The organism is Roseibium sp. ROS1 (assembly GCF_054658215.1).
The window spans coordinates 1,444,228-1,456,007 of record NZ_BAAGIG010000001.1 but is presented as its reverse complement, the minus strand read 5'-3'; the positions used below and the strand labels follow the sequence as shown (position 1 = coordinate 1,456,007).

9 protein-coding genes are annotated in these 11,780 nt (G+C 60.1%); 6 read left to right on the top strand and 3 right to left on the bottom strand.

What is annotated here, in order from left to right; genetic code table 11:
* Window positions 1–53: 53 nt before the first annotated feature.
* A complete protein-coding gene (locus ACYQ6M_RS06595) occupies window positions 54–1,037 on the bottom strand; it encodes a TRAP transporter substrate-binding protein (protein ID WP_023000843.1) in 984 nt (327 codons plus the stop codon).
* Window positions 1,038–1,334: 297 nt separating this feature from the next.
* On the opposite strand from ACYQ6M_RS06595, the gene ACYQ6M_RS06590 reads away from it, so the two are divergent.
* From ACYQ6M_RS06590 to ACYQ6M_RS06570, 5 genes are all read left to right on the top strand, one after another.
* Window positions 1,335–2,237 (top strand): LysR family transcriptional regulator, encoded by a 903-nt coding sequence (locus ACYQ6M_RS06590; RefSeq protein WP_168684220.1) that lies wholly within the window; start codon window positions 1,335–1,337, stop codon window positions 2,235–2,237.
* A gap of 116 nt (window positions 2,238–2,353) precedes the next feature.
* Window positions 2,354–4,009, top strand: a complete 1,656-nt coding sequence (locus tag ACYQ6M_RS06585; RefSeq protein WP_460072834.1) for a sulfatase-like hydrolase/transferase — start codon at window positions 2,354–2,356, stop codon at window positions 4,007–4,009.
* Between the two features lies 1 nt (window position 4,010).
* The gene (locus ACYQ6M_RS06580; RefSeq protein ID WP_460072832.1) at window positions 4,011–6,122 is read left to right on the top strand and encodes a TRAP transporter permease; all 2,112 of its coding nucleotides are present in this window, start codon (window positions 4,011–4,013) and stop codon (window positions 6,120–6,122) included.
* A 28-nt stretch (window positions 6,123–6,150) separates the two neighbouring features.
* The gene (locus ACYQ6M_RS06575; RefSeq protein WP_229004258.1) at window positions 6,151–7,125 is read left to right on the top strand and encodes a TAXI family TRAP transporter solute-binding subunit; all 975 of its coding nucleotides are present in this window, start codon (window positions 6,151–6,153) and stop codon (window positions 7,123–7,125) included.
* A gap of 187 nt (window positions 7,126–7,312) precedes the next feature.
* Window positions 7,313–7,801, top strand: a complete 489-nt coding sequence (locus ACYQ6M_RS06570; RefSeq protein ID WP_055655105.1) for a LysM peptidoglycan-binding domain-containing protein — start codon at window positions 7,313–7,315, stop codon at window positions 7,799–7,801.
* A gap of 87 nt (window positions 7,802–7,888) precedes the next feature.
* Here the strand turns inward: ACYQ6M_RS06570 and rpsD are convergent, their stop codons facing one another.
* A complete protein-coding gene (rpsD, locus tag ACYQ6M_RS06565) occupies window positions 7,889–8,506 on the bottom strand; it encodes a 30S ribosomal protein S4 (protein WP_023000837.1) in 618 nt (205 codons plus the stop codon).
* A gap of 491 nt (window positions 8,507–8,997) precedes the next feature.
* On the opposite strand from rpsD, the gene ACYQ6M_RS06560 reads away from it, so the two are divergent.
* On the top strand, window positions 8,998–10,794 hold the full coding sequence (locus ACYQ6M_RS06560; RefSeq protein WP_023000836.1) for an EAL domain-containing protein: 1,797 nt from the start codon (window positions 8,998–9,000) through the stop codon (window positions 10,792–10,794).
* Window positions 10,795–10,977: 183 nt separating this feature from the next.
* On the opposite strand, the gene murI is transcribed toward ACYQ6M_RS06560, so the two are convergent.
* The gene (murI, locus tag ACYQ6M_RS06555; protein ID WP_460072828.1) at window positions 10,978–11,772 is read right to left on the bottom strand and encodes a glutamate racemase; all 795 of its coding nucleotides are present in this window, start codon (window positions 11,770–11,772) and stop codon (window positions 10,978–10,980) included.
* Between the last annotated feature and the right edge of the window lie 8 nt (window positions 11,773–11,780).

The following is an 11,780-nucleotide window of genomic DNA, read 5'->3' as shown; positions in this document are numbered from 1 at the left end:
AGAAATTGCCGGCCGGTTGACCCGGCCGGCTGTTTTGTCAGTGTCTTGTTTGATCAGTCGGCAAGGCTCTGCGCCAGCCCCACCAGCTTGTCGCCACCCTCAACCTTTGCTGCAAAGGCTTCGTAGATCGGCGCAGACGCTGCGATGAAAGCGGACTTGTCGGCCTCGTTCACCTCGACCCCGGCGGCACGCACCTTGTCGACCAGCTCCCTGTCCGCAGTCTCGCCTTCATTGAGCGACCAGTCCTGCACCGAAGCTGCAACTTCGGATACGGCCGTCTTGACGTTTTCCGGCAGCTTGCCCCAGGTTCCGGCACCCGTCGTCAGGTAGGTCGGCGAATAGACGTGGCCTGTCAGGCTGAGATACTTCTGAACTTCCTGGAAATTGGCGCCTACAATGTTGGTGAGCGGATTTTCCTGCCCGTCCATCGTGCCGGTCTGCAGGGCCACGAACACTTCCGAAAATGCCATCGGCGTCGGGTTGGAGCCCCACTCCTTGAACATCGCGACACGCCACTCGGAAGACGGTGTACGGATCTTCAGCCCGTCCAGGTCGGCCGGTGTGTTGATCGGGCGGGAGTTGTTCGTGATCTGGCGGAACCCGTTTTCCCAGGTCGAAATCACGTGAAGACCGGCGGCTTCAGCCTTGGGAGCCAGTTCCGTCTTGACCAGATTGGCATCGATGGCCTTCAGATGCTCGCGGTCCTTGACGAGGAACGGCATGTCGAACAGGGCGAATTCCGGCGCCACGTTGGTCATGATGGACGAAATCAGGGTGAACTGCACGGTGCCGAGACGCAGCTTCTGCATCAGCTCCTTCTCGTCGCCCAGCTGCGCGTCGGCATAGAATTCGACCTTGTCGGCATCGCCGAGGCGCGCCTGCAGCTCCTCGGCAAACTTCTGCGCGCTGCGGCCCTGCAAGCTGTTGGAAGCCGCGCCAACGGCAACGATATAGGTCTCGGCCTGCGCGGGCAGCGCACCGAAAGCAAAGACGGACGCGAGCAGGCCTGCACAAAGGCCCTTGTGTATCTTGTTCATTGATGTCTCCTCCACTTGACGGGACCGACGACCGGCGACGGACGTCAACTCCCACCTAAGGGAACCTAGTGAAAGTCCGTTGCCAAGAATAATGGGAAGACAGGATCGACCGATAACCAAATGGAATTGATCACACCTGTTGCGAAAACCATGAGAGCAAGTACCAGCACCTGCTGCAAGCCCGATAACGGCGGTTTCCGCCCCTTGTCCCAAGCCGAAATGCAGCGTTCTGTAGCCTGATCAACCGAACTTTGGCACAGTCTGGCACTGCCAGAAATCAACCGGAAGGCCCATGGCGTGAAAGCCCAGTATGTGGAACTGATCGACGCTGTCGCGACCCTTGGAAGCCTGGCGGCCGCCGCGAAGGTCCTTGGAAAATCTCAGCCTGCAATCACCAAGGCGTTGAAGAAGATCGAGGGCGATCTCGGCGTTGTTCTGTTTCACCGGGTGCCGAGCGGCATCGTGCCGACACTGGAAGGCCAGACCGTTATCGACCGCTGTCGCCGCATCCAAAGCGACCTGAAAAAGCTTTCGGAAGATGTCGCCCAGTCCCGCGGGCAATATGTCGGCATGATTTCGGTCGTGGTGTCGCCGCTCGCCGCACTGAAGATCATTCCTCCTGTGCTGCGCCGGTTTCAGAACCGGTTTCCGGGCATCGAGCTGAACATCACCGGAGGCCACGCCCCGAAGGCCTTTCACGCGCTGAGGTCAGGCGAAGCGGATTTCGTCATCGGCCCGGCTCCTGACGGACAGCCCAAGGCGGGGCTTCATGTCGAACCGCTGCTGACGACATCGGTGACCTTCCTCGCGGGCCAGCAGTCCTACCTGAAGGACCTGTCAAAACCGCAGGACCTGTTGAACGCACGATGGGCCGTTATCGGCCCGAGCAGCCGTCGCCCTCTTTTTCAGGACTTCTTCCGCCTGCACGGTCTGCAAGGGCCCGCCCCTGTTATCCGCTCCGATTCGATTCTCAGTATTCTGTCCGTTCTGGAACAGTCCGACATCGTCTGTTCGTTTCCATCGCTCATTGTGGACGAGGTCAGGGAACGGTGGTCCGTGACGGCGCTGCCTGTCGACCTGAGCATGCTGACGGTGGATATTGCCCTTACCTGGACCAAGGAAAGGCTGCTGACGCCTGCGGCCCTCGCCTTTGCAGACATCGTTCGCGAAGAAGGCCGCAATTGCGCTCCCCAGACATGATTGAATATAACCTGGAGTTATGTCCATGAGTTCGGGTTAATTGAGGGATATACCTCCGGAGTGCTAATCTTCCCCCCAAGAAGGCCGCAGAAGCGGCACCTTGGGAGGACATCTGAGTGAATATCCTGTTCGTAATGTACGACCAGCTGCGCTTCGACTATCTGAGCTGCGCGGGACACCCGTATCTGCACACACCGAATTTTGACCGGGTTGCCGCCAGGGGCGTGCGCTTTACCAACGCCTATGTGCAATCCCCCATATGTGGCGCCAGCCGGATGAGCTTCTACACCGGGCGCTATGCGTCCTCCCACGGGGCACAGTGGAATGGCTACCCGCTCCGGGTCGGCGAACACACGCTCGGCGATCACCTGCGCAAGGCCGGCATGGACTGCTGGCTTATCGGCAAGACGCACATGAAAGTGGATGCGGAAGGCATGACCCGGCTGGGGCTGTCCCCGGACAGCATCATCGGTGCCCGGCAGGCCGAGTGCGGATTTGATGTCTGGGTGCGGGACGACGGGCTCTGGGGCGAAGGGCCGGACGGCTTTTATGACGAAAAACGTTCGCCTTACAACGAATACCTCAAGTCCCGCGGCTATGCGGGAGAGAACCCCTGGGCGGATTTCGCCAACGCCGGCGTCGAAAACGGCGAGAAGGCGTCCGGCTGGATGTTCGACAATGCGGACAAGCCCGCCAATATCCGCGAGGAAGACAGCGAAACACCCTGGCTGACGACCCGCACGATCGAATTCATTGAACAGGCAACTGCCCCCTGGTGCGCGCATGTCAGCTATATCAAGCCCCATTGGCCATACATCGTGCCGGCGCCCTACCACGACATGTACGGGCAGAACCACGTTCCCGCCGCGATCCGCGCCGATGTCGAACGCGACAACGCCCACCCTGTCTACGCGGCCTTCATGGCCAACAAGATTGCGGCCGCCTTCCAGCAGGACGACGTGCGCCGAAAGGTTATCCCCGCCTACATGGGCCTGATCAAGCAATGCGACGACCAGCTCGGCAGGCTCCTGGACTACCTGGAAGAGACCGGCCGGATGGAGGACACGATGATCGTGCTCACCTCCGACCACGGCGATTATCTCGGGGACCACTGGCTCGGCGAAAAGGACCTGTTCCACGAGCCTTCGGTCAAGATCCCGATGATCGTCTATGATCCGCGATCCGAAGCCGATGCCACAAGAGGCACCACTTGCGACGCACTGGTGGAGGCGATCGACCTTGCCCCGACATTTCTGGAAGCTGCCGGCGGGGTCGAAGCCGGTCACATTCTGGAAGGCCGCAGTCTGAGCCCCTGGCTGCGCGGGGAGACGCCCGACTGGCGAGAGGCGGTCATCAGCGAATACGACTATTCCGTCACCCCCATGTGCGCCTCCCTTGGCGTCACCACCAAGGATGCCCGTCTCTTCATGGTGTTCGACGGCCGCTACAAGCTGATCCATGCCGAAGGCGGTTTCCGGCCGATGCTTTTCGACCTTGAGAACGACCCGGAAGAATTCCACGACCTGGCCAAGGCCGACGGCCATGAGGCCGAGATCGACCGCATGTACGACCTTCTGGCCCGCTGGGGCCGGCGTATGTCGCAGCGTGTGACGCGGTCGGATGCCGATATCGCCGCCATGCGCGGCAAGTCCGCCCGGCGCGGTATTCTTCCGTTCCTGAAGGATGGATCGGAAGTGCCGGAGGAACTGACCGAGGCCTATCGCGGCCCTGCCCTGCAGGATCATGTTTCGCCCGAAAAGGGAGGACGTTGAGGTGAGCACGGCAACAGGCGACACCCCGGCTATTGCCCGTAGCGACAAGTGGATTGCCGACTGTCTCGCCGTGCTTTTCGTGCTCGTGATCGTTACCTATGCGGCCTCCGGCCCGATCACGGATTTTGTCCGCTGGTTCATCGAGACCACAACACAAGGCTTCGATGAACTGTCGCGCCGCGATCAGCGCGCCCTGCTTCGCGACCACTGGCTTGGGGCTGGTTACCGCTCGTTTGAACGATCCTTTCTGCTGCCGACCGGGCTGATCATTGGGCTGCCAATCGTCTTTTCCTTTGCCATCTGTCTGCTGACACTGCACCGGGGCCGCGTCTGGCGCTGGCTCAACTGGGCGCTGACGCTGCTTGCGCTCGCCGCCTTTGTGTCCTGGATGCTAAAGATCTTCGCGACTGACGGCGGTGCGCTGCCAAGCGCCAGCCCCATCGACTTCGTGATGTTCCCGATCGCCACCGCCATTACACTTTATCTGACCTGGCGCATGTTCGGCGGCTTCATCGTCGCGTTCTGCCTATTCTGGGTGGTCTATTTCTTCATTCGTGGCTACCTGCCGGACTGGACCGGTATTCTGGCCGGATCCGACTCCACATTCGGGCAGAGCCTGCGCGCCATGGTGTTGAACTTCTGGGCCCAGACCGGTGGCCAGTTCGGTCAGCCCCTGCAGGTCGTCTCCGGCAGCGTGCTGATCTTCATCGTTTTCGGTGCGGTGATGATGGCTTCGGGCGCGGGCGACCTGCTGTTGAAGATCGCCAACCGGCTCACCGGCGGGCTCGTCGGCGGTGCCGCTCACGCGGCGGTCGCCTCCTCCGCCCTATTCGGCACGCTTTCCGGCGCCGCGATTTCCAACGTGGTCTCCACCGGCGTGATGACCATTCCCGTCATCAAGAAGTCCGGCTTCAAACCGGCCTTTGCCGGGGCTGTGGAAGCTGCCGCTTCCACGGGCGGTCAGATCATGCCGCCGGTGATGGGGGTTGTCGCCTTCTTCGTCGCCGGACAGATCGGGCTGGAATACCGCTACATCGTTGTGGCCGTCATCCTGCCCGCGATCATGTTCTACTTCGCCACCTTCCTGACGGTCTATTTCGAGGCCCGGCGTCTTGGCATCGGGGCCCTGCCGAAAGAGCAACGGCCGCCACTGACAGGCAAGGAATGGGTGCAGTGCCTCGTGTTTGTCGTGCCACTGGGTGTGCTTACCTATTTCCTGTTCAGCCAGCCGTCCGTACCCAAGGCGGGGTTCTACGGCTTTGTTGCCGCCATCGTCTCCGCGCTGGTCCTGTTCAGCGAATTCCGGTCCCGCACACGCCTCTGGCAGGCGTTCGTCAACGCGGGTCGCATGGCGGCTACGATCGTCGTCATCGTCACGGCGATCGGACTGATCGTCGGCCTGATCCAGGTGTCCGGTTTTGCCGGTCGCCTTGCGCTGTTGCTGACACAGCTCGCCAGCGGGCCGCTGCCGCTCGTACTGGTGGTCGTTGCCCTCGGCGCCATCGTGCTCGGCATGGGTCTGCCGCCTGGCGCAACCTATTTCATTATCGTGATCGCGCTCTCTTCCGGCATTGATGCGGTTGGTATCCCCGAACTGACGCTGCACCTGTTCGTGGTCTTCTTTGCGGTCATGTCCACGGTTACCCCGCCCGTTGCGCTCGCCGCCTTTGCCGCCGCCCCGATTGCCGGGGCAGACCCGATCCGCACGGGTTTCGAAGCCGCCCGGATCGGCATTGCCGGCTTCCTGATCCCCTTTGTCTTCGTCTATCACCCGGCGGTTCTCTACAAGCTGCAGGTGCTGTTCGCCTGGTTCGGCACCGGCGCGCCGGACAGCAAGGCGATGGTCGATCTCGCGACAGTCTCCTGGGGAGCGTTCTTCTGGATCATCGCCGCTTTCGCGCTCGCCATGTGGTCGATCGCTTCCGCTTTAGCCGGGTTCGACCGGGGGCGCCTGCCGTACTGGGAGCGTATTTTGCGCATTTGCCTCGGCCTGCTGGTTCTGGTGCCGAACGTGGCCATTGCCGGTGCAGCCGCGGTTCTGACCCTGGCGGACCTCGCCTTTCACGCAATGCGGCACCGGAGCCCTGCCGCCGCGCCCAATCCATCACAATGAAAAGAGCAATTTTCCACGGGAGGACGGAATGAAACGATTTGCCTTTACAGCCCTTGCGGGCCTGATGCTGGCCGGCTCTGCGTCGGCTCAAGACACCACGCTCAAGATGCAGACCATCGAGCCAAGCCTCGGTCAGGCAATCACCATGGCGACCTTCGCCAACATCGTGACGGACAAGCTCGATGATGTTTCCATCGAAGTCGCCGGCGGCGGCGCGGCAACGCTGCACCAGATGGAAACCGCTCGCGGCAATCTCGACATGTACATGATCTCGCCCACCATCCACATCCTGATGAGTAACGGTGCGGCCATGTACAAGAACGAGCCGGAAGCCCCGGAACTTGCCAAGAATGTGCAGGTGCTGATGTGGTTCCCCTACGGCCAGTATCACTTCGCCGTTCGTGGAGACAGCGACATCACCGTTCTGGATGACATCGAAGGTGCAACGGTCTTCCTCGGACCGCAAGGTGGCGGTGCGTACAACGCAGCCAAGGGCTGGATCGAGGCCACCACCGGACTTGTCGCCGGCGAGGACTACGACGCCATCAAGGCCAACTGGGCAACCGGCTTCCAGTCCTTCCTGGACGGCAAGGTGGAAATGTATGTCAACGGCTGCATCGACCCGTGCCAGCAGTTCATCCAGTTCACCGAAACCGAGACAGTCCGCTTCATCGGGCCGGAAGACGATCAGGGTGAAGAAGTCGACAAGTTCCTCGGCAAGTTCCGCCAGCGGGCTGAAATTCCGGCAGGTCTCTACGAGAACCAGGTGAATGACGGTCCGGTCATGTCCAACGACACGGCTGTCGGGATCGGTGTGCGTGCGGACCTTGACGAAGAACTCGTCTACCGGATCACCAAGGCCTTCTGGGAAAACCTTGGCAGCATCACAACCGATGCCCCCTGGGCCAAGGCCTTGTCGCCAGACTATGCCGCACAGACACTCGGCACGGCCACGTTCCACCCGGGCGCTGCCCGTTACTACAAGGAAATCGGGGTTCAATAACCGTCGTTGGCCCTGACCGACGAAATGCGGCCGGGCAAATCCACCAAGACCGGGGGTCTCCAGCCGTGAGCGCAGACCCCCGGTAAAGTTGCATCTATCGGTTTTCCGCCAAAACGTTGTACCCTTGTCAAAGCCGGCTGGGGGGCAGCGGAAGATACCTGAGACTTTTTACGCGGAAGGTATTGATATGACTGTAACTCTGGATATTCAGCAACCACAGCCGTTTGATCTGGTGGGATCAAGAATACTGATCGCGGGCAATGCGACCGCATTCGAAGGAACCTTGAGCATTCGGGTTTCCGAAGGACACGACGAATATGCCTCCTTCACCCAGGTAGGCTCTCTCGGCCTCAAGCAGTTCCAGGGATATATCGATATCCCGGACACCAACCAGTTTCAGCTCAATCGCCTGTTCCTGACCCTGGCCGACGACACCGGCAACGAAAATGGCCCGTCCGTCGTCATCCCTGTCCTGTTCGGCCCCAGGATCCTGGCGGGATACGGTGGCTGGCAGCCCTACACGGTGAAGTCGGGCGATACCCTGACCAAGATCGCGCAAGACCAGTATGGCACTAGCGACTATCAGCCGATCTTCGATGCCAACCAGCACATCCTGAGCAGTCCAAACGTTATTTTCCCGGGTCAGGTTCTTCGAATACCGCGCAACGACATCTGACGCCCGGCATCCGCCTCAAACAAAGGCCGGCAAAAAGAAAAGGCCCGCCAGAGGCGGGCCTTTCCGTCAAACCGTATTCGGCGCTGATTAGCGCGAATAGAACTCGACCACCAGGTTCGGTTCCATCTGTACCGGGTACGGTACGTCAGAGAAGCCCGGAACGCGGGAGTAGGTCGCGGTCATCTTGTTGTGGTCGACGTCGATATAATCCGGAACATCACGCTCTGCGGACTGGGTTGCTTCCAGAACCAGGGCGAGCTGCTTGGACTTCTCACGAACTTCGATCACGTCACCCGGACGGATCTGGTAGCTCGAGATGTTGACGCGCTTGCCGTTCACCTTCACGTGGCCGTGGTTGATGAACTGACGTGCTGCGAAAACGGTCGGGACGAACTTCGCACGGTAGACGATGGCGTCCAGACGGCGCTCCAGCAGGCCGATCAGGTTTTCGGAAGTGTCACCTTTCATACGGGACGCTTCAGCATAAACCTTGCGGAACTGCTTTTCGGAAATGTTGCCGTAGTAGCCTTTCAGCTTCTGCTTTGCGCGGAGCTGAACACCGAAGTCGGACAGCTTGCCCTTGCGGCGCTGGCCGTGCTGACCCGGGCCGTATTCACGCTTGTTGGCCGGGCTCTTCGGACGACCCCAGATGTTTTCGCCCATCCGGCGGTCAATTTTGTACTTAACGCTATGGCGCTTCGACATCGCGGTTTCCTTTGAATTCGCGTTGTTATTTAAAAGGAAACGCGCCCTCCTTTATCGTCACAACCCGTCTTGCGACGGAAAGGTCAGATCGACAGGGACCCGGCTAGACGGCGCCGGCCGGATGCCCACGGGTGCGTAGATCCGGAAGACATTGTCTGCCGGACCGCGCGGAGATACAGGCAGAGCCTTGAAATGTCAATCCGTGCACCCGGTCCGCTTCGGAAAAGACCCGCCAAACCCGGCCAATTCTGCTTATTTTGTCGGACAAGCAGGCATATTTAACGGTTCAGATGGAATTCATTGCCATAATTTATGACGTAGCGTCCACAAAATGGGGAAAACAATGCATACATTTAGAGATTTTTAATTGCAGCTTTTCACTATGCAATCGCCGTTGCAACCATAGCGAATAATATCAGTGCAACGGACTGTTCCGAGACCCCATCAAACAACGGAAGCTTATCGGCCGGACCTCGGCAATAGGATCTAGAATGTCAGCGAATCGTCAACCAGTTCTTCAGACAGTTCCGGAAGCGCCCGGCTTGCTCTGTCGTACGCCGAAGGACACGCTGGCGAAACTGGATTATGCCCTTCAGCCGGTCGTCGATATCGGCACCGGTGTTGTTTACGGCTACGAGGCCCAGATCCGGAACTGCGATCTTGTCGGTGCGCAATCTCCTGACGAACTGATCGATTTTGCCCACGCCGAAGGATATCTGCCCCAGTTGGAGGCCCATCTTCTGGCAAAGGCGATGAACCGCTTCGGCAGGTTGAAGATCGCCCAGGGCACCAAACTCTATTTCAAGCTGGATGGACGCGACCTCGGCCAGGACAACGATCCGCGCATGCGGCTGGCAGGCCTTGTGGCGGAAGCCGGCTTGCAGGTGAACCAGATCTGCCTGGAATTTTCCGAGCGGCACCAACAGACCTTCACCGACGTTACCCACCACGCCGTCAACGACCTGCGCCAGTTGGGTTTCCTGATCGCGCTTGACGATTTCGGCCGGGGCTCTTCCGAGCTGCGTCTGCTGCACGACATGTCGCCCGACTACGTCAAGATCGACCGTTTCTTCCTGAACGGCATCGATTGCGACGCCAGGCGCAAGCTGTTTGTCACCACGGTGGCCAACCTGGCGCACGTGCTGGGCGCAAGGGTAATTGCCGAAGGAGTTGAAACGGAGAGCGAGTTCAAGGCCTGCCGGGAAGCCGGCTGCGACCTGATCCAGGGCTACTTCGTCGCCAAGCCGTTCCAGGAAGCTTCTTCCGCCAAGCTCTTTTATGACCATGTGCGCGCGCCGGGTGTCGGCCGCAAGCGCCGGGAGGAGCTGGACCGGATCCGCAACGAGCTGATCAAGGTACCGACCATCCAGTCGAACGCTTCCATGAACGACCTGCTCGACATGGTGGTCCATAACCAGGAGGCCAGTGTGGTTCCGGTTGTGGATGCCAACAACGAGCCGCGCGGCCTGATCCACGAACGCGACCTGAAAGCCTATCTTTATGCGGGCGCACCGGACGACGACGATGCCAAGGCGGCCCTCGATTTCCCGCTGCGCTCTTTTGTGCGCGCCTGCCCGATCGCCGACATCGATTCCAATGCGGACATGCTGCTGGTGACCTTTGCCTCCTCGATCAATTCGGATGGCATCATCATCACCGAGAACTTCCGCTATGCCGGTTTCCTGTCTGCCACGTCTCTCCTGAAGATCATTCACGAAAAGCGTCTTCAGGAGGCGCAGGACCAGAACCCGCTGACCCGCCTGCCCGGCAATGGCGCTATTTCCAGGTTCATTGCCGAAAGCGGGCGCAAGGGCACGTACGACCGGCACATGTGTTATTTCGACTTCGATAACTTCAAGCCGTTCAACGACACCTATGGCTATCGCCAGGGCGACCGGGCGATCATTCTGTTCAGCGAACTGCTGCAGCGTCATATTTCGGGATCAGGCACGTTTTACGGCCATATCGGCGGGGACGATTTCTTCGCCGGTTTCCAGAATGTCGACCAGACAGATGTTGCTGCGCGCATGCTGGCGCTGAAACGTGCATTCCGCCTGGATGTCGAAAGCTTCTATGAACCCGAGCACCGGGAACGCGGCTTCATCGAAGCCCAGGACCGCTTCGGCACGACGCGGCAGTTCCCGCTGCTGCAGTGTTCCATATCGATCCTCAGCCTGCCCAAGGGCCTGACGCTGCATCCCGATACGCTCAACCACGAGATCATGGAACTGAAGCGCGCAGCCAAGCGCTCCGACGACGGCCTGGCCGTCAAATGCCTGGCTGCGTGAGGCCAAGCCACACTTCTACCCGTCCCAGGAAACACTTTCCGCTTTCTCACCTGACCGGCGGGACACGGCTCTGAGCGCACCTCTCATAGGAGGGCACGTTCGGGATGATGCCTTGTGCTGCTGTGTGGCTCGATCCCGGCGACCGATGGCCAGGGAAAAAGGCCCGTGCGACTGCGCTGCCAATCAGTCCAGTACCAGGCCAAACCCGGCCAACAGCCGTGACACCCCCGCATCCTTCGTGCCGGAGGTGAAGATCGCCCAATCTGGCAGATGGCGCGAAGGCTCACTTGCGGCCCCCTCCCCCAGAACACGGACCAACTGGCGGGCGATGGCTTCTGCCGGATCCAGCCAGTCGACCGGCCAGGGAGCAATCCTGCGGAAACGGTTGGCAAGAAACGGATAGTGGGTGCAGGCCAGCACGACGATGTCGGTCCGCTTGCCGTCCTGCTCCAGGAAGCAGTCAGAGATTTCTGGCAGAAGATCTGCGTCGGAGACGGTGTCGCCACGCAGATGTTTTTCGGCCAGTTCCGCCAGCTTGTCCGATCCGACAAGCCGGACATGGCACTGGCTGGCAAAACTCTCGATCAGGCTTCGTGTATAGGTTCTGCGCACCGTGCCCGGCGTTGCCAGAACCGAGATCAGCCCGGAGGAGGTGCGCTCCGCCGCCGGCTTGATTGCCGGAACAGTGCCGACAAAAGGCACGTCTGGATGTCTCTCTCGCAAGGCGTCCCCTGCGAGCGTGAAGGCTGTATTGCAGGCAATCACCACCGCCTTGGGGCCGTGTTCGGCAATCAGATCGTCGAAAAGGGATACGATCCGTTCTTTCAATTCCGCTTCCGGCCAGCGGCCGATGGGAAAGGCCGCATCGTCGGCGACATAAAGGAGCGGCTCATAAGGCAGCAGATATCGCGCTTCGCGCAACACCGTGAGCCCGCCAAGACCTGAATCGAAAAAGAGTACCGGCCCCGAACCCTGCAAGATCTGCC

Bases quoted from the DNA above. Each gene is read 5' to 3' on its own strand.
- ACYQ6M_RS06595 (WP_023000843.1), bottom strand. From the start codon at position 1,037: ATGAACAAGATACACAAGGGCCTTTGTGCAGGCCTGCTCGCGTCCGTC.
- ACYQ6M_RS06575 (WP_229004258.1), top strand. From the start codon at position 6,151: ATGAAACGATTTGCCTTTACAGCCCTTGCGGGCCTGATGCTGGCCGGC.
- ACYQ6M_RS06570 (WP_055655105.1), top strand. From the start codon at position 7,313: ATGACTGTAACTCTGGATATTCAGCAACCACAGCCGTTTGATCTGGTG.
- rpsD (WP_023000837.1), bottom strand. From the start codon at position 8,506: ATGTCGAAGCGCCATAGCGTTAAGTACAAAATTGACCGCCGGATGGGC.
- ACYQ6M_RS06560 (WP_023000836.1), top strand. From the start codon at position 8,998: ATGTCAGCGAATCGTCAACCAGTTCTTCAGACAGTTCCGGAAGCGCCC.